Consider the following 18,340-nt stretch of genomic DNA (forward strand, 5'->3'; position numbering starts at 1 on the left):
CGTTTTTGCCCTGGGGCCCTCCACCAGCCTATTGAGGACGACATGAACGAATTCAAGCCGCTCGTATTCTCCGGCGTTCAGCCGACGGGCAATCTCCATCTCGGCAACTATCTCGGTGCGATCCGCAAGTTCGTGGCACTGCAGGAAAACAACGACTGCATCTACTGCGTCGTCGACCTGCATTCGATCACGGCCCAGCTCGTGCATGAGGACCTGAAGGGGCAGATCCGCTCGATCGCCGCTGCCTTCATCGCTTCGGGCATCGATCCGAAGAAACATATCGTCTTCAATCAGTCGGCCGTGCCCCAGCATGCCGAACTCGCCTGGATCTTCAATTGCGTCGCCCGCATCGGCTGGATGAGCCGCATGACGCAGTTCAAGGACAAGGCCGGCAAGGACCGCGAGAACGCCTCGCTCGGTCTGCTCGCCTATCCGAGCCTGATGGCGGCCGACATTCTCGTCTATCGCGCCACCCACGTTCCTGTCGGTGACGACCAGAAGCAGCACCTGGAGCTGACGCGCGACATTGCCCAGAAGTTCAATATCGACTTCATGGAGCATATCCGCAGCGCCGGCTACGGTGTCGATATGGTTGTCGGCGAGGAGCCGATCCACGCCTATTTCCCGCCGGTCGAGCCGCTGATCGGCGGCGCGACGCCGCGCGTCATGTCGCTGCGTGATGGCACGAAGAAGATGTCGAAATCCGACCCGTCCGACCTTTCGCGCGTCAACCTGATGGACGACGCCGAGACGATCTCGAAGAAGATCCGCAAGGCCAAGACCGATCCGGATGCGCTACCAAGCGAGGTCGAAGGGCTCAAGGGTCGTCCGGAAGCGGAAAACCTCGTCGGCATCTATGCGGCGCTGTCGGACAAGACCAAGGAACAGGTTCTGGCCGAGTTTGGCGGGCAGCAGTTCTCGGTCTTCAAGCCGGCTCTGGTCGACCTCGCGGTCGAGGTCCTGTCGCCGATCACCGCCGAAATGCGCCGCCTGATGGGCGACACCGCTCACATTGACGCCATTCTCCGCGATGGCGGCGAGCGGGCGCGGGCGCGGGCGGAAAAGACGATGAGCGAAGTGCGCGAGATCATCGGTTTTCTGCAGTAGTTGACTGAATCCGGGTCCTCGGACCCGGATTCACTTCGGTTCAGGAGTCGGAGCGGACCTAGAGCGAAAGGCCACGGGCACTTTTCCGTGTCCCGCTCCGAAACGCGAAAATCAGACCTTGCGGCGGCCAACCCGGGATGTATTGTTCACCCTATGGTCTCGACCCGACTCTCTCGACTTGAAGGTCACCGCCGCAAATTCATGGCGGTGATAGACGATACCCCGGAATGCGGGCGCGCCGTGCACTATGCGGGCATGCGCGCCAAGAACTCCAATGGCGGTCTCGTCCTGCTCTATGTGATCGCCGATGGCGACTTCCAGCAATGGCTGGGGGTCGAGGAAATCATGCGTGCGGAAGCGCGCGAGGAAGCCGAGGCGACGCTCGCCAAGGTGGCCCAGTCGGTCCGCGAGCGGATCGGCATCGAGCCGGAGATCGTCATCCGCGAGGGAACTGCCACGGAGCAGATCCATGCGGCGATCGAGGAGGACCGCGACATTGCCATTCTGGTGCTCGCCGCCGGATCGGCAAAAGAGGGCCCGGGCCCGCTGGTGTCGTCGATCGCGGGCAAGGCAGCCGCCTTCCCGATCCCCGTCACGGTCATCCCCGATGCCCTGACGGACGAGGAGATCGACGCGCTCAGCTGACCGCGTCGCTTTTCATGGGTCAAGCGGGATGCGAGCGGAAAACCGCTCACACTTTTCCTCATCCCGCTTTATGTACTCTTGCGACCAGAGGGCCATGCCCCTATATTCTTTTGAATAATTCTAAAGAGCTGGGCGACTGTCGCTCCCGGCGAAACGGAGACAGACATGTTCATTCAGACCGAAGCCACGCCGAACCCGGCAACGCTGAAGTTTTTGCCGGGCAAGGTTGTTATGGAAAACGGCACCGCCGAATTCCGCGACGAGGAAGAAGCCCGCGCCGGCTCGCCGCTGGCGGCACGGCTGTTTTCGATCCCGGGCGTCACCGGCGTCTATTTCGGCTACGATTTCATCACCGTCAGCAAGGAAAGCCAGGAGTGGCAGCACCTGAAGCCAGCGATCCTCGGTTCGATCATGGAGCACTTCATGTCGGGCCAGGCGATCATGGCTGGCAGCGGCCGCGCCGAGCAGTCGGATCAGGAAGACGAGTTCTTCGACGAAGGTGACGAGACGATCGTTGCGACGATCAAGGAGCTTCTGGAAACCCGCGTGCGCCCGGCCGTTGCACAGGACGGTGGTGACATCACCTTCCGAGGCTTCAAGGACGGCACCGTTTTCCTCAACATGAAGGGTGCCTGCTCGGGCTGCCCGTCGTCCACGGCGACGCTGAAGCATGGCGTGCAGAACCTGCTGCGCCATTTCGTTCCCGAGGTGCAAGCCGTCGAGGCCGTCTGACACCGGACGCCGTCCGGCGTCTCGCGAAAAAGGGCGGGATGAAGAAAAATGTGCGCGGTTTTCCGCCCGCATCCTGACCTGACCGAGTAGTATCGATTTTGCCGCAAAGCCTGGTCGGCCTTGCGGCTTGTGGCGTCTGAAAGATCCAGCGTTGAAATGATTGTACTTGCGATCGACACGTCCGGCTCCGGCTGCTCCGTTGCCGTCTACGACGGCGAAGCGGCTGTTGTGCTCGGGCGCTCGGGCGCCGATCTCGGCAAAGGTCATGCCGAGCGGCTGATGGAATTCGTTGACGAGGCGCTGGCCGCGGCTGGCCGATCGCTTGCCGATATCGACCGCATCGCGGTCACCGTCGGTCCGGGCTCGTTCACCGGCATTCGCGTCGGCGTGGCGGCCGCTCGCGGCCTGGCGCTGGCGCTCGGCAAGTCTGCGGTCGGCGTCTCGACGCTCGCGGTCCTGGCTGAAGGCATACGTGCTGCAGCGCCCGGCAGGGACATCCTCGTGGCCATCGATGCCAAGCGGGACGAAGTCTATGTCCAGGCTTTCGGCGCGACCGGTGATGCCATAAGTGAGCCCGAAGCGCTCTCTGTCGAGGTGGCGCGCGAACGCTTCTCCGGCTTTGATGGCGTCATCGGCGGCTCCGGCGCGGCTCTCGTTGCCCCGAATGCCCCTGCCAAACCCTCCGAACTCATCGATGTTGCCTTTGTCGCCGCGCTCGGCGCCGCTGCTGATCCAGCCTCGGCCAAGCCGCGACCGCTATATCTCCGAGGCCCCGACGCCAAGCCGCAGGCGGGCTTCGCGATTGCCCGAGCGTAGACCGAGATGAGCTTCACCGATTACTTCACCCGCCGTACCGAGTTCGACATTTTTCCGCTGGAGGAAGCCGACCTTCTCGCGGCGGCAGCGCTGCACCGCCAGCGTTTTGCAAGCCCCTGGACCGACGGCGAAATTCACGCGCTGCTGGTGCAGGACACTGTATTCGGTTTTGTCGCCCGCCAGACGAACGGCTCGTTCCGTCCGGCCTTTGGCGGTTTCGTCCTGTCGCGCGCCGTCGCCGGCGAGGCCGAAATCCTGACGATCGGCGTCGAGCCGCGTTATGCGCGCTCCGGTCTCGGTTGGCGGCTGATGCAGGCGGCGATGCGCGAGGCCCTGGTCAAGGGTTCCGAAGCGCTGTTCCTCGAAGTGGACGAGACCAATCAAGCGGCGATCGGGCTTTACCGTAAGCTCGGCTTCAACAAGGTCGGCGAACGCCGCGCCTATTACCAGGACAAGGCCGGCCAGCGGACTGCCGCGCTTGTCATGCGGCTTGATCTTCGCTAGTCCCAAGCGCGGATTAGCGTGGGATGAGGAAAAGTGTATGCGGTTTTCCGCCCGCATCCCGCTCTAACTTTTCAAGGATGCGCGCGGGAACTCTTTCCGGATGATCAATTGGCTACGGATTGCGATCTTCGCAGCGCTTCTGGCGCTGGTTTCGCTCGTTCTGATGCCGATCCAGATCGTCTGCCTCTGGCTCAACCTGAGCCTTCGCCGCCGGCTGCCGCGATACTGGCATCGGCTCGCCTGCTACCTTCTCGGCATCAAGGTGCGGGTTCACGGCGAGGTCGAGCGGCGGCGGCCGCTGCTCATCTGCGCCAATCACGCCTCCTGGAAGGACATTCTGGTACTGTCCTCGGTCACCGACGTCGTCTTCGTCGCAAAGTCCGAAGTGAAAAGCTGGCCGGTCTTCGGCCACCTCGCACGATTGCAGGCGTCGATCTTCGTCGAGCGCGAGCAGAAGCGCTCGACCGGCAAGCAGGTGAGCGAAATCGGTCAGCGCATGGCGTCGGGCGAGATCGTCGTGCTCTTTCCGGAGGGAACGACGTCGGATGGCAACCGCCTGCTGGAGATCAAGACCTCGCTCTTCGGTGCCGCCGCTTCCGCTGTGCCACATTCGCCGACCGGGCTCGTGCATGTCCAGCCGGTGGCTATCTCCTATACCGGCATCCACGGCATGCCGATGGGTCGCTTCAATCGGCCGATTGCCGCATGGCCGGGCGACACGGAACTGGTGCCGCATCTGCTAGGCATCCTGCGCGAAGGGGCGATCGAAGTTGACGTCGATTTCGGTGAAGCCATCGACTACGATCGGCACACCAATCGCAAGGAAGTGAGCCGCAAAGTCGAGCAGCGCATCCGGAGCATGCTGTCGGACCGGTTGCGCGGACGGGCCTGACGCCTGCCGGCAAAGGCAGTCGTGCCGAAAATACTTCAACTTCGGGCCGCTTTGCACTAAGTAAGCCGCCATGACCCAGGATACAGCCCTTCTGTCGACAACGCCCGTAACGGGCGACGAGCGCGCGCCGGCCCGCAAGGTCTTCGTCAAGACCTATGGCTGCCAGATGAACGTCTATGATTCCGAGCGCATGTCGGATGCCTTGTCGCGCGATGGCTATGTCTCGACCGACGTGCTGGAGGATGCCGACTTCGTGCTCCTCAACACCTGTCACATTCGCGAGAAGGCGGCGGAGAAGGTCTATTCCGAGCTTGGCCGCCTGCGTGACCTGAAGAAGGCGAAGGCCAAGGAAGGCCGCGAGATGGTGATCGGCGTTGCCGGCTGCGTCGCACAGGCCGAAGGCGACGAGATCCTCAGGCGCGCGCCGGCGGTCGATCTGGTGATCGGCCCGACGACCTATCACCGCCTGCCGGAAGCACTGAAACGTGCCCGCGGCGGCGAGCGCGTCGTCCAGACGGACTATGCCGTCGAGGACAAGTTCGAACACCTGCCGGCGCCCGACAGGGCGAAGACCCGCGCCCGCGGCGTCACCGCTTTTCTCACGGTGCAGGAGGGTTGCGACAAGTTCTGCACCTTCTGTGTCGTGCCCTATACGCGCGGCTCGGAAGTTTCCCGCCCGGTTGCGCAGATCGTCTTTGAAGCGGAAAAGCTGGTCGATGGCGGCGTCCGTGAAATCACCCTGCTCGGCCAGAACGTCAACGCCTGGCATGGCGTCGGACCCGATGGCCGCGAATGGGGGCTTGGCGACCTGCTCACGCGTCTCGGCGAGATCGAGGGGCTTGCGCGGCTCCGCTACACGACGAGCCACCCGCGCGACATGGACGACAGCCTGATCGAAGCGCATCGCTCGATGGGCAAGCTGATGCCTTACCTGCACCTGCCCGTGCAGTCCGGCTCCGACCGCATCCTGAAGGCGATGAACCGGAGGCACACCGCGGCCGAATATCTGGCGCTGATCGAGCGTATCCGCGCGGTCCAGCCGGACCTCGCACTGTCGGGCGATTTCATCGTCGGCTTCCCGGGCGAGACCGACGAGGACTTCGAAGACACCATGCGCCTGGTCGAGGCCGTGGGTTATGCACAGGCATTTTCATTCAAATATTCGACACGCCCCGGCACGCCCGGCGCCGAGCTCGGCGACCAGGTTCCCGAGGACGTAAAAGCCAAGCGCTTGGAAAAATTGCAGGCTTTGCTGTTTTCGCAGCAGCGCGCCTTCGCCGAATCCTGCGTCGGCCGCGAAATCGACCTGCTTTTGGAGAAGGCAGGACGCATGCCGGGCCAGCTCGTCGGGCGTTCCCCTTGGCTGCAGCCCGTGAATGTTGATGCAAAAGCATCGCAAATCGGTGACATTATCAAGGTGCGAATCATCAAGGCCGGGCCGAACAGCCTGTTTGCGGAGATGATCGGGTAAGGACCGAACACAAGGAGCCTGAACCGCTTGAACGGACACGAACTGATCTCTTCATCATCGCGCCAGTCGAAAACAACTGCGACAGACGCCAATCACTTCGTGCTCACGTTCGAGAACAACCGGTTCGCCAGCGAACTCTTCGGGCAGTTCGACCAGAATCTGAAGCTCCTCGAAGAGCGGCTCCGGATCGAAGCGCACCCGCGCGGTAATTCCGTTGCGATCTCAGGTGATGTCGTCGCCACCAATCAGGCGCGGCGCGCTCTCGATTTTCTCTATGGACGGTTGCAGAGCGGCGGATCGATCGATACGTCGGATGTGGAAGGCGCGATCCGGATGGCGGTCGCTGCCGACGATCAGCTACAATTACCGACCATGGAGAAAAAAGCCAAATTGACGATGGCGCAGATTTCGACGCGCAAGAAGACGATCGTCGCCCGCACGCCGACGCAGGATGCCTATATCCGCGCGCTCGAGCGTTCCGAGCTCGTCTTCGGTGTCGGTCCGGCTGGTACCGGCAAGACCTATCTCGCGGTTGCCCATGCAGCACAGCTGCTGGAGCGCGGCGCCGTCGACCGTATCGTGCTTTCGCGTCCTGCCGTCGAGGCAGGCGAGCGCCTGGGCTTCCTGCCCGGCGACATGAAGGAGAAGGTCGACCCCTATCTCCGGCCCCTCTACGACGCGCTCTATGACATGATGCCGGGTGACAAGGTCGAACGGGCGATTACCGCCGGCGTCATCGAAATCGCGCCGCTCGCCTTCATGCGCGGCCGTACCCTCGCCAATGCCGCCGTCATCCTCGACGAGGCGCAGAACACGACATCGATGCAGATGAAGATGTTCCTGACCCGTCTCGGCGAAAACGGCCGCATGATCGTCACCGGCGATCCGAGCCAGGTCGACCTGCCGCGCGGCGTCAAGTCCGGCCTGGTCGAGGCCCTGCAGATCCTGAGGGGCGTCGAGGGCGTTTCGGTGGTCCGCTTCAAGGACGTCGACGTCGTCCGTCATCCGATGGTGGCGCGCATCGTCAGGGCTTACGAGTCCCACACGGCCGTTCACGACGAAAGCGAGCAGAGCGACCGCTGATCGGCGGTCGTTGCGATCATGACGGCATTGGACATCCAGATCAGCGTGGAAGAAGGCAATTGGCCCGAGGAAGAGGCCTTGCTTGCCTTCTCAACGCCCGTGCTCGAAGCGGCTGCAGCCTATCTCGCGGCCGAAGAGAAGCAGCCGCTGCCGCAGATGCCGCCGGAACTTTCCCTTGTCTTCACCGACGACGCTTCCATGCGGGCGATCAACGCCGAATGGCGCAACCAGGACAAGCCGACCAATGTGCTGTCCTTCCCCGCTTTCCCGGTGAAGCCGGGCGCGATGCCGGGACCGATGCTGGGCGACATCATCGTCGCCCGCGAGACGCTCGAGCGCGAAGCCGTGGAACTCGAGAAATCCTTCGATGCGCATCTGACGCATCTTCTCGTGCATGGATTCCTGCATCTTTTCGGTTATGATCATATGCAAGATGACGAAGCCGAAAGAATGGAAAGCCTGGAGACTCGCATTTTGGCGCGTCTTGGCTTATCTGACCCCTACGGGGATCGTACCCCGGATTAACAGTTTGGACCGATGAGCGATTACAAAACACAGCCCGTCGCGCTGGCGACCGAGGAGGCAGACGCCTCCGGAGAGGCGGAGGCGGGCAGTAGTAGCACCGCCACTCGACACGAGGGCACGAAATCCACTTCTACCTTCTGGAGCCGGGCCGCGCGCCTGTTGCGCGGCGCAAGTCCATCGAGCCTGCGCGAGGATCTTGCCGACGCGCTTCAGACCGATGCCGATAGCAACACGGCCTTCTCGCCCGGCGAACGGGCGATGCTCAACAATATCCTGCGCTTCCGCGAGATCAGGGTCGAGGACGTCATGGTCCCGCGTGCCGACATCGAAGCGGTCGACCAGAGCATCACCATCGGCGAGCTGATGGTGATCTTCGAGGAGTCCGGTCGCTCGCGCATGCCGGTCTATAACGAAGGCCTCGATGATCCCCGCGGCATGGTGCACATCCGCGATCTGCTTTCCTATGTCACCAAGCAGGCCCGCAATCGGCGCCGCAACGGCAAGGCGCCGGCTGCCGTGACGGTCACGGGCGAAAAGACCGAGAAGACGCCCCGATCGCCGAAGGCGAGCTTCGATCTCTCCCGCGTCGATCTCGGCAAGTCGCTGGAAGAGGCGGGCATCGTCCGCCAGCTCCTGTTCGTGCCGCCTTCGATGCTGGCCTCGGACCTGATGCAGCGCATGCAGGCCGCCCGTATCCAGATGGCGCTCGTCATCGACGAGTACGGCGGCACCGACGGTCTCGTTTCGCTCGAAGACATCGTCGAGATGGTCGTTGGCGATATCGAGGACGAGCACGACGATGACGAAGTGATGTTCGCCCGTACCTCGGACGATGTTTTCCTCGCCGACGCTCGCGTCGAGCTGGAAGAGATCGCCGCGGCGATCGGCCCCGATTTTGACGTGCGTGAGCAACTCGAAGACGTCGACACGCTCGGCGGCCTGATCTTCGCCTCGCTCGGCCGTATTCCGGTGCGTGGCGAGGTCGTCCAGGCCATTCCGGGCTTCGAGTTCCAGATCCTCGACGCCGACCCGCGGCGCGTGAAACGCGTTCGCATCATGCGCAAGCGTCCGCCGGCTCGCCGTCGCCCGTTGCGGCCGGAGGGTGAAACCGCTCCGGAGACGGTTACGGTCAATCGTGCCAACGGCGCAGCACCTTCCGAAGCAGCGGCCGACGAGTAATAATCGCTCTGCCCCCGCGCACGTTTCCATGTGCGCGGCGCAGAGTGTGCGTGGCAGACGCCTCCCATCCATCCGCTTGACGTCTCCCGGCTTGAACGCGGTTCTCAAGGACCGGCGGCTCGACCCAAGCCGGAGCACATGCCTTCCGTATCCAAATCCGCCCCTGAAGGGGACAAGCAGCCGGTTTTTTGGAACACTGGCGCCGATTGATTCGGTTGTTGTTTCGCTCCGGCGCCGCGGCTAGCGGCCGGGATCGACTGGAGGCTGCATGGTAAGACTGGCTGGCAGGGTGATGCTTCTCTCCGGTTTCCCGAGGGCATTGCTCGCGTTCCTTGCGGGGCTTCTGGCGGTTCTGGCGCAACCGCCCTTCGGCATCTTCGCCTTTGCTTTCGTCGCTTTCCCGATCCTCGTCTGGCTGCTTGACGGCGCGACCGGAAATCCGGATGGCGGCAGCGTCAGGCGGCTCTGGCCGGCGGCGGCGATCGGCTGGTGGTTCGGCTTCGGCTACTTCCTCGGCGGTCTCTGGTGGCTCGGCAACGCGCTCCTGGTGGAGGCCGACGACTTCGCCTGGGCGTTGCCGCTCGCTGTCGTCGGTCTCCCGGCCTTCCTGGCGCTCTTTTATGCGCTGGCGACGCTGATCGCGCGCCTGTTCTGGTCCGATGGTGTCGGGCGGATCGCAGCACTTGCTTTGGCCTTTGGCCTTTGCGAATGGCTGCGCAGCTTCCTCTTCAGCGGGTTTCCCTGGAATGCCATCGGCTATGCGGCGATGCCGATGCCGCTGATGATGCAGTCTGCAAGCGTCGTCAGTCTTGCGACCATCAACATGCTGGCGGTCTTCGTCTTCGCGGCACCCGCACTCATTGCCACCGGCAGGGGAAGCCGGATTGGTCTCGCGGCCGCACTCATCCTCCTCACGGCGCACGTCGGCTTCGGCTTCTATCGCCTGGCACAGCCAGCCCCCCCTGCGGCCGAGCCGCCGCTGACGGTCCGTCTCGTCCAGCCGGTGATCGATCAGGCGAAAAAGCTCGACGACCGCGAGCGTGCGGCGGTCTTCGAGGAACATCTTTCGCTCACTGCTACCGCGCCCGAAAACGGCGGCAAACGCCCGGACATCGTCGTCTGGCCCGAGACGTCGATCCCCTTCATCCTCACCGACAATCCCGACGCCCTGGCGCGCATCGCCGAGGTACTCGACGACGATCAGATCCTCATCGCCGGTGCCGTGCGCGCCGAGGACGCGGGCGCCGGCCTGCCGCCGCGCTACTACAACTCGATCTATGTCATCGATGGCCGCGGCCAGATCATTGGTGCCGCCGACAAGGTGCATCTCGTCCCGTTTGGCGAGTATCTGCCGTTCGAGGAGGTGCTGTCGTCCTGGGGCTTGAGTTCCATCGCCGCCTCCATGCCGGGCGGCTTTTCGGCGGCAAAGAGCCGCTCGCTGCTGACCTTGCCCGGCGGCAGGAAGTTCTATCCGCTGGTCTGCTACGAGGCGATCTTCCCTGACGAGATCGACGGGGCCGCGCGCGGAACGGATGCGCTTCTCAACATCACCAATGATGCCTGGTTCGGCGACACGCCCGGTCCGCGCCAGCATTTCCATCAGGCACAACTGCGCGCCATCGAGACCGGAACCCCCCTGATCCGCGCAGCCAACAGCGGTATATCAGCAATTGTTGATGCACGTGGGGTTTTAATGGTAGGATTGTCCTACAATTATAGGGGAGTGGTCGACACACTTCTGCCGGGAAAGATGCCTACGCCTTTGGACGACGCTATGCGAAGCCGAATCTTCTGGCTGAGTGCACTCTTGCTCCTTCTGGTTGCAGTGTTTTCGCGTGTTGGTTTTAATATTAGGAAGAATTGACCTAAAACCCCTAAAATTGCATAGTGGTCCGCACCATCGTCCTTGTTGTGGCGGCTTTGTCGTATCACCGTGGCGGTCGCCTCGGTGAGCGGTGCTTCATGCCGGGCGGTGGATCAAACGAAACAGCGTGTTTGGGAACGCAGATATGATCGAAAACAAAAAGAAGCCGAACCCGATCGACATTCATGTCGGTAGTCGGATTCGTCTTCGCCGCACGATGCTTGGCATGAGCCAGGAGAAGCTCGGCGAAAGTCTGGGGATCACTTTTCAGCAGATCCAGAAGTATGAGAAGGGCACGAATCGCGTCGGCGCGAGCCGGTTGCAGAACATTTCGGGCATCCTGAATGTTCCGGTTTCCTTCTTCTTCGAAGATGCCCCGGGCGACAGCGGTACCGGTCAGCCCGGCATGGCAGAAGCGTCCAGTTCCAACTACGTTGTCGATTTCCTGTCGTCCTCCGAGGGGCTGCAACTCAACCGCGCTTTCGTCAAGATCACCGATCCGAAGGTTCGCCGCCGGCTTGTCGATCTGGTCAAGGCTCTCGCTGCGGAAGCAGAAAGCGAATAGTTCCAACGTTCCCCGTCGGGACTTGAAAACAAAGCGGCCTTTGTGCCGCTTTTTTCATGCGCGCTTTTCTCCGGGCGCGCCAAAGTGATTGGCCCCGATGGTGATATAAAGATATATTTATGTCGTTGTGCGCTTGTTTTTCGGGCGCAAAACCACTAACACCATGCCAGCGCTTTTTCTTCATTGAGGGGACTTCCCGCATGCGTGCAAACTACCTGTTCACGAGTGAATCCGTAGCCGAAGGTCATCCGGACAAGGTGTGTGACCGTATCTCCGACGAGATCGTGGATCTGGTCTACCGCGAAGCGGCCAAGACCGGTGTCGACCCGTGGGGCGTTCGCATCGCTTGCGAAACCCTGGCGACCACCAACCGCGTCGTCATCGCCGGCGAAGTGCGCCTGCCGCCGAGCCTTCTGAAGAAGGACAAGGACGGCAACGACGTCATCAACCCCTCGAAGTTCAAGTCCGCCGCCCGCAAGGCGATCCGCGAGATCGGCTATGAGCAGGACGGCTTCCACTGGAAGACGGCCAAGATCGACGTGCTTCTGCACTTCCAGTCCGCCCACATCGCTCAGGGCGTCGACAGCGCTGCCGACATGCAGGGCGAAGAGGGTGCCGGCGACCAGGGCATCATGTTCGGCTACGCCTGCCGCGAGACCGCCGAACTAATGCCGGCGCCGATCTACTACTCGCACCGCATCCTCAATCTGCTCGCCGCCGCCCGCAAGAAGGGCGAAGGCGAAGTCGCCAAGCTCGGTCCGGACGCCAAGAGCCAGGTCACCGTGCGCTACGTCGATGGCAAGCCGGCGGAAGTCACCTCGATCGTTCTGTCGACGCAGCATCTCGATGACACCTGGGATTCGGCCAAGGTTCGCTCGGTTGTCGAGCCCTATATCCGCGAAGCGCTCGATGATCTGAAGATCGCCGACGATTGCACCTGGTACATCAACCCGACCGGCAAGTTCGTCATCGGTGGCCCGGACGGCGACGCCGGCCTCACCGGCCGCAAGATCATCGTCGACACCTATGGTGGTGCTGCGCCCCATGGCGGCGGCGCCTTCTCGGGCAAGGACACGACCAAGGTCGACCGTTCGGCTGCCTACGCCGCGCGCTACCTGGCAAAGAACGTCGTAGCCGCCGGTCTTGCCGATCGTTGCACGATCCAGCTCTCCTACGCCATCGGCGTTGCCCAGCCGCTGTCGATCTATGTCGACCTGCACGGCACCGGCAAGGTCTCGGAAGATCAGGTCGAGCAGGCCATCCGCAAGACGATGGACCTGTCGCCGTCTGGCATTCGCCGTCACCTCGATCTCAACAAGCCAATCTACGCCAAGACGTCTGCCTATGGCCACTTCGGCCGCAAGGCTGGCCGCGACGGTTCCTTCTCCTGGGAGAAGCTCGATCTGGTGAAGCCGCTGAAGGCGGCGATCGAGCAGAGCGGTGCCGTCAACGGCCGGGCAGCCGCCTAATCCTGCGATTGGCGTGGCGTGTAACGCCGCGCATTGAAGATAGCGCAGCGGCCTGCTATCAGGCGCTTGCGAAATTCAGGGCGGGCGCTCCGGCAAGGAGCGCCCGCTTCGTTCATTTTGATTTTGGGTCGGCTTGATCCGGGATCAGCGTGACCAAGGGACAAACGACATGACCGAACCGCGCCGTGCCAGAGCAACCGAGGCCTTTTTCGGCCGCCGCAAGGGCAAGCCGTTGCGCGAGCGGCAGGCGGCGCATCTGGAAACCGTGCTGCCGACGCTGAAGCTCGATCTGTCGAGCCCGGCTCCGGCGGAACTGAAGACGTTGTTTCCTCAGGGCGTCGATCGTATCCGGCTGGAAATCGGCTTCGGCGGCGGTGAACATCTGATCCACCGCGCCGCCGAGACGTCCTCAACAGGCTTTATCGGCGTCGAGCCCTTCGTCAATTCCATGGCCAAGCTCGTCGGCCACATCGAGGCTCGCGGTGTCAGCAACATCCGCCTTTATGACGACGACGCCACCCAGGTTCTCGACTGGCTGCCGGCCGCTTCCGTCGACCAGATCGACCTGCTCTATCCGGACCCGTGGCCGAAGCGCAAACATTGGAAGCGCCGCTTCGTCTCCAAGGTCAATCTCGACCGCTTTGCGCGCGTGCTGAAGCCGGGCGGGCTTTTCTGCTTCGCCTCGGATATCGACACCTATGTCAATTGGACGCTGTTGCATTGCCGCGATCACGCGGCCTTCGAATGGACGGCGGAGAAGGCAGCCGACTGGCTGACGCCGTACGAGGGGTGGCCGAGCACACGCTATGAGGCCAAGGCACGCCGGGAAGGCCGGAGCTCCGCCTATCTCACTTTCCGCCGAGCCTAGCAATTCCAGGAAAAGTGCGAAGCGGTTTTCCGCCCGGAATTGCGGCACTCCAAAATCAATTCCAGGAAAAGTGCGAAGCGGTTTTCCGTCTGGAATTGCGTCGTTCAATACAGAGCGGCGGCTTCAATTCAGCCCTATAGATCTACGGTCACCGACGGCAGCCTGATCAATGCAGGGTGACCGTCTTCAGGTCATCCTCGGCGGCCTTGAAGAAGGTGCTGGAACGATTGTCGGTCAGGAGGATCGGCGTGCCGTCGGCGCCGAACAGAGCCCAGAGATCGATGCCCGGTCCCATCTCCGGTGCTTCCGGGAAGCAGCGCGAGACTTCTTCCGAACGCATTTTCCGGATGTAGCCGATTTCGCCTTCGCCGAGATGTGCGAGGTCGTTCTTCGACAGTGACGAGCTGATGGATTTCAGTCCCATGGTGATACTCCGTGGTCGCCGGCCAGGGGAAAATCCCGCCGGTTATCCTACTCTGGGACTGAAATGTTAATTTTCTTTACCATACGCACCGGTTCGGGACGGACGAGGTCGACGGAGAGCAAGCCGTTGCGCAGCTCGGCGCCGAGAACTTTCATGCCATCGGCGAGAACGAAGGTGCGTTGAAACTGGCGCGCAGCGATACCGCGGTGCAGGTACTCGCGATCGCCGTTGTCGACCTGGCGGCCACGGATGACGAGCTGATTCTCTTCAGTGGTCACTTCGAGGTCTTCTTCGGAAAACCCGGCCACGGCAAGCGTGATTCTGAGCCGCTCGGGTGCGTCAACGGCGGCATCGCCGCGGATCCGCTCGATGTTGTAGGGCGGGTATCCGTCATTGCCCTTGGCGATGCGCTCAAGGGTCTTTTCCATTGTGTCGAAACCCAGCAGAAGCGGGCTCGTAAAGGGCGTAATTCGGCTCATTCTTCAAGTCCTTGCGAGATCAAGCGACCGATGTTCGGACCTGCCCAGCAGCATCCTTGCCGCAATATGGTAGCTGTGCGCAATGAGTGCAAGCCGCTTGCCTCGGGCGTGCACGCAAATCATAGTCCGCTCTCGCAGAATCCAAGAGTGGGGCGAGGAGGGCGCATGCGACGCTACCCGTATCCGCTCCGGTGCATTGAAATCGATCGCGCCTGGCTTTGGGTCGGGTCGACCCAACCAAACGTGATCCAGGGAGGACGAGAGAGTGCCCGCGCCCAGAAAGATAATCATAGACACCGATCCCGGGCAGGACGATGCCGCCGCCATCATGCTCGCTTTCGGCAGTCCGGAAGAGATCGACCTGCTCGGCATCACCACGGTCGCCGGCAACGTGCCGCTGACCTTGACGGCCCGCAATGCGCGCATTCTCTGCGAGCTCTGCGACCGGCCGAAGGTTCGGGTTTTTTCCGGCGCGGACAAGCCGATCGCCCGTCCGCTGGTCACCGCCGAGCACGTGCACGGCAAGACCGGCCTCGACGGCCCGACGCTCGATGAGCCCAGGATGAAACTCGAGGAGCAGCACGCGGTCGACTTCATCGTCGAAACGCTGCGCAACGAGGCAGAGGGCTCGGTGACGCTCTGCACGCTGGGACCGCTCACCAACATCGCGCTCGCGCTCCAGAAGGCGCCTGAGATTGCGCCGCGGGTGAAGGAACTGGTGATGATGGGCGGCGGCTTCTTCGAAGGCGGCAACATCACGCCGGCGGCCGAGTTCAACATCTATGTCGATCCGGAAGCCGCCGATATCGTCTTCCGCTCGGGCATTCCGATCGTGATGATGCCGCTCGACGTCACCCATCGCGTGCTCACCCACAAGGCGCGGGTGCAGAAGATCCGCGACATCGGCAGCCGCCCGGCGATCGCCATGGCCGAGATGCTCGAATTCTTCGAACGCTTCGACATCGAGAAATACGGCACCGATGGCGGCCCGCTGCACGACCCGACGGTCATCGCCTATCTGCTGCGCCCCGAGCTTTTCACCGGTCGGGATTGCAATGTCGAGATCGAAACCCAGTCGCCGCTGACGGCGGGCATGACGGTTGTCGACTGGTGGCAGGTCACCGGCCGGCCGCACAATGCCAAGGTCATGCGCTTCGTCGACGACCAGGGCTTTTTCGATTTGTTGACCGAGCGCCTGTCGCGCATCTGAGCCTACGCTCGATCATCATGCTTCAAACAAAAACGGCGCCCCGAGAGGCGCCGTTTCTTTTCTCGATCTGTTGATCAGAACTCTTCCCAATTGTCCTGGGCAAGCGCGTTGGCGCCCGAGGTCTGGGTGAGCACCCGCTGCGTTGAAGCCGAGTAGCTGCTTCGTGCCGGGCTTGCTGCCGGAGCCGGCCGCGCCTCGCGGGCAGGTGCCGGTGCCGGGCGTTCGGCCGCACGCATGCGTTCGGCGGTACCACGCAGCATCTCCGACGAGGAAGGCTGGGCCGACGCCGAGGACTGGGCGACGCGGAAGCGGGCAACCAGGGCGTTGAGCGTGCGGGCCTCTTCGTTGAGCGCCATGCCGGCAGCCGTCGTCTCCTCGACCATGGCGGCGTTCTGCTGGGTCACCTGGTCCATCTGGTTGACGGCCGAGTTGATCTCCTTGAGGCCGACGGCCTGCTCGGAGGCCGAGCTCGAGATCTGGCGGATGAGGCCGTTGATCTGCACCACCTGCTCGGCGATCTTTTCGAGCGCGCCGCCCGCCTTACCGACGAGGTCGACACCTTCGCGCACCTGGCCGGCCGAAGTGTTGATCAGCGTCTTGATCTCCTTGGCGGCATTGGCGGAGCGCTGGGCAAGCTCGCGGACTTCCTGGGCGACGACGGCAAAACCCTTGCCGGCTTCGCCCGCACGGGCCGCCTCGACGCCGGCGTTGAGCGCCAGAAGATTGGTCTGGAAGGCGATTTCGTCGATGACGCCGATGATGCGGCTGACCTCGTGCGACGACTGTTCGATACCCTTCATCGCGGCGATGGCCTTCTGCACCACTTCGCCCGACTGTCCGGCATCACTGCTGGCCACTTCCACCGATTTCGCGGCGACCTTGGCGTTTTCGGCACTGGCGTTGACCTGCGAGGTCAGCTCGTCGAGGGCTGCTGCCGTTTCTTCGAGGCTCGCCGCCTGCTGTTCGGTGCGGTGCGACAGGTCGTTGGCGGCGCTGCTGATTTCGCTCGTGCCGTTGCCAATGTTGACGACCGAATGGTTGACGGTGCGGATCGTCGCTTCGAGGCTTTCCATCGTCGCGTTGAAGTCGCGCTTGAGCTGGGCATATTCGCCCGGGAACTCGTCGGTGATGCGGAAGGCGAGATCGCCGGACGAGAGATGGGACAGGCCCTTGCCGAGGCGGGCGACGATGTCGCGCTGCAAGGCGCTGCTCTCGGCACGCTCGGTTTCCGACCGGCCGCGTTCGCGCTCGGCCTGTTCGCGCTCATGGCGGGCTTCGCCTTCCAGGCGCTTGGTGTCGGCAAGCTGGTGGCGGAAGCCCTCGAGTGCCTTGGCGACTTCGCCGGTTTCGTCGGAGCGATCCTGGCCGGCGATCGCCTTGGTATAGTCGCCGTGGCTGAGTCCTTTGACGTCGTTCACGAGGGCGGCGAGAGGCTTCTGCACGAAGCCGCGGACGGCGAGATAGAGACCGAGCAGAACGGCGCCGAGCACGACCAGGCCGCCGACGATCATCATGTAGGTCTGGTCCTTGACCGGGGCATTGATCGCGGCGCGCGGCACGTCGACGAGCACGACCCAGCTGGTGTTCACGCCCGAAAGCGCGAAGGGATAGACGAGGCGGTCGAAGGGTTCGTTGCCGTCATAGGAAAGGTTGGAAATGACGCCAGGCTTGCCGGAATCAAGCGCATTCTTGACGATGTCGTTGCCTTCGCCGTCATAGGCTTTGAGCAGCAGTTCCGGGATCGGCGCGACGAGCCACTTGCCGCTCTGCGACAGCAGGTAGACGCGGCCGGTTTCGAACGGCTTCAACTTCGCCAGACCCTCGGCCAGCGAGGCGAGTGAAATGTCGACGCCGGAGACGCCGATCAGCTTGCCGCCTGACATAACGGGATAGGCGATCGAGCTCATCGCGGTCGGAATGTCGGTACCCTCGGCAGTATAGGGCTGGGTGATCGCGCCCTTGCCGCTCTTTGCCGCGAGCGCATACCACTCCGCCGGATAATCCGCCTTGAAGGTGGAGTACTGGATTTCGTTGTTGCGGGTCTTCGACCAGTAGGGCGTGAAAATGCCGAGCTCGTTGCCGCCCAGTTCCATATTGTTGACGACATCTTCCTGGCGGCCGTCGAAGGCCTTGGGCTCTTCCGCGAACCAGCTGCCGAAGGCGAAGGGGTTCTGCTCGAGGTTCGCCCTCAGGATATTGATCACCCCGGTGCGCTCCAGCGACTTTTCCGCATGTGCCCGGCCGAGAACGCCGGCCATAGAGCGGGCAGCGCTCGCAAGCTCGCCGACGTCGCCGGCGATGTCGGAGGCGATCGCGCGGGCTTCGCCGTTTGCCTGTTCAAGGACCAGCTTTTCGACGCGATCCTGGGTCTGGGAGATGAGAACGAAATTCGAGGCGAGCAGGACAAGTGCAATCGTGCCGCCTGTCACCGCGATCAGTTTGGTCGCCAGCGATTTGGCTTGGAACTTGAGCATGAAATCCTCACGTGCTGGGAGGTCCGCCGGCTC

18 protein-coding genes are annotated in these 18,340 nt (G+C 62.7%); 15 read left to right on the forward strand and 3 right to left on the reverse strand.

All coding sequences use genetic code 11. The features are described 5' to 3' along the window. The first annotated feature begins 42 nt into the window (after nt 1-42). The 14 genes from trpS to trmB all read left to right on the forward strand — a co-directional run bounded on the left by trpS (nt 43) and on the right by trmB (nt 13,720). A complete protein-coding gene (gene trpS, locus AC3WWH_RS01760) occupies nt 43-1,107 on the forward strand; it encodes a tryptophan--tRNA ligase (RefSeq protein WP_057248010.1) in 1,065 nt (354 codons plus the stop codon). A gap of 153 nt (nt 1,108-1,260) precedes the next feature. After that, complete coding sequence (locus AC3WWH_RS01765; RefSeq protein WP_057248011.1) at nt 1,261-1,752, forward strand: universal stress protein; 492 nt, start codon at nt 1,261-1,263, stop codon at nt 1,750-1,752. A gap of 165 nt (nt 1,753-1,917) precedes the next feature. Next, complete coding sequence (locus tag AC3WWH_RS01770) at nt 1,918-2,484, forward strand: NifU family protein (RefSeq protein WP_057248012.1); 567 nt, start codon at nt 1,918-1,920, stop codon at nt 2,482-2,484. A gap of 156 nt (nt 2,485-2,640) precedes the next feature. Next, nucleotides 2,641-3,300 (forward strand): tRNA (adenosine(37)-N6)-threonylcarbamoyltransferase complex dimerization subunit type 1 TsaB, encoded by a 660-nt coding sequence (tsaB, locus tag AC3WWH_RS01775; protein WP_058323655.1) that lies wholly within the window; start codon nt 2,641-2,643, stop codon nt 3,298-3,300. A gap of 6 nt (nt 3,301-3,306) precedes the next feature. Further along, the gene (locus AC3WWH_RS01780) at nt 3,307-3,804 is read left to right on the forward strand and encodes a GNAT family N-acetyltransferase (protein WP_058323654.1); all 498 of its coding nucleotides are present in this window, start codon (nt 3,307-3,309) and stop codon (nt 3,802-3,804) included. 100 nt (nt 3,805-3,904) lie between these two features. Next, entirely contained in the window at nt 3,905-4,696 is a 792-nt protein-coding gene (gene olsA / locus AC3WWH_RS01785; protein WP_058323653.1) for a lyso-ornithine lipid O-acyltransferase, read from the forward strand. 70 nt (nt 4,697-4,766) lie between these two features. Further along, nucleotides 4,767-6,167, forward strand: coding sequence for a tRNA (N6-isopentenyl adenosine(37)-C2)-methylthiotransferase MiaB (miaB, locus tag AC3WWH_RS01790; protein WP_058323652.1), 1,401 nt, complete (start codon nt 4,767-4,769; stop codon nt 6,165-6,167). A 27-nt stretch (nt 6,168-6,194) separates the two neighbouring features. Next, entirely contained in the window at nt 6,195-7,250 is a 1,056-nt protein-coding gene (locus AC3WWH_RS01795) for a PhoH family protein (RefSeq protein ID WP_057248017.1), read from the forward strand. 18 nt (nt 7,251-7,268) lie between these two features. After that, nucleotides 7,269-7,775 (forward strand): rRNA maturation RNase YbeY, encoded by a 507-nt coding sequence (gene ybeY, locus AC3WWH_RS01800; protein WP_058323651.1) that lies wholly within the window; start codon nt 7,269-7,271, stop codon nt 7,773-7,775. Between the two features lie 12 nt (nt 7,776-7,787). Next, complete coding sequence (locus AC3WWH_RS01805; protein WP_058323650.1) at nt 7,788-8,954, forward strand: hemolysin family protein; 1,167 nt, start codon at nt 7,788-7,790, stop codon at nt 8,952-8,954. Nucleotides 8,955-9,222: 268 nt separating this feature from the next. Beyond that, a complete protein-coding gene (lnt, locus tag AC3WWH_RS01810) occupies nt 9,223-10,818 on the forward strand; it encodes an apolipoprotein N-acyltransferase (protein WP_058323649.1) in 1,596 nt (531 codons plus the stop codon). A 145-nt stretch (nt 10,819-10,963) separates the two neighbouring features. After that, complete coding sequence (locus tag AC3WWH_RS01815; protein WP_057248021.1) at nt 10,964-11,383, forward strand: helix-turn-helix domain-containing protein; 420 nt, start codon at nt 10,964-10,966, stop codon at nt 11,381-11,383. A 200-nt stretch (nt 11,384-11,583) separates the two neighbouring features. Beyond that, complete coding sequence (gene metK / locus AC3WWH_RS01820) at nt 11,584-12,852, forward strand: methionine adenosyltransferase (protein ID WP_057248022.1); 1,269 nt, start codon at nt 11,584-11,586, stop codon at nt 12,850-12,852. A gap of 169 nt (nt 12,853-13,021) precedes the next feature. After that, nucleotides 13,022-13,720, forward strand: a complete 699-nt coding sequence (gene trmB, locus AC3WWH_RS01825; RefSeq protein ID WP_058323648.1) for a tRNA (guanine(46)-N(7))-methyltransferase TrmB — start codon at nt 13,022-13,024, stop codon at nt 13,718-13,720. A 166-nt stretch (nt 13,721-13,886) separates the two neighbouring features. On the opposite strand, the gene AC3WWH_RS01830 is transcribed toward trmB, so the two are convergent. After that, nucleotides 13,887-14,144 carry a BQ00720 family protein gene (locus tag AC3WWH_RS01830; protein WP_058323647.1) on the reverse strand — a complete coding sequence of 86 codons (258 nt, stop codon included), beginning with the start codon at nt 14,142-14,144 and terminating at the stop codon, nt 13,887-13,889. A 47-nt stretch (nt 14,145-14,191) separates the two neighbouring features. Continuing rightward, nucleotides 14,192-14,623 carry an Hsp20 family protein gene (locus AC3WWH_RS01835; RefSeq protein ID WP_057248025.1) on the reverse strand — a complete coding sequence of 144 codons (432 nt, stop codon included), beginning with the start codon at nt 14,621-14,623 and terminating at the stop codon, nt 14,192-14,194. Nucleotides 14,624-14,888: 265 nt separating this feature from the next. Here AC3WWH_RS01835 and AC3WWH_RS01840 point away from each other — a divergent pair, with 265 nt between their 5' ends. Continuing rightward, nucleotides 14,889-15,833: a nucleoside hydrolase gene (locus AC3WWH_RS01840; RefSeq protein WP_058323646.1), complete on the forward strand. Its 945-nt coding sequence runs from the start codon at nt 14,889-14,891 to the stop codon at nt 15,831-15,833. A 74-nt stretch (nt 15,834-15,907) separates the two neighbouring features. Here AC3WWH_RS01840 and AC3WWH_RS01845 read toward each other — a convergent pair whose 3' ends face one another. After that, nucleotides 15,908-18,307 (reverse strand): methyl-accepting chemotaxis protein, encoded by a 2,400-nt coding sequence (locus tag AC3WWH_RS01845; RefSeq protein WP_058323645.1) that lies wholly within the window; start codon nt 18,305-18,307, stop codon nt 15,908-15,910. Between the last annotated feature and the right edge of the window lie 33 nt (nt 18,308-18,340).

It is taken from the genome of Ensifer sp. EB106-03-01-XG145 (genome assembly GCF_058792075.1).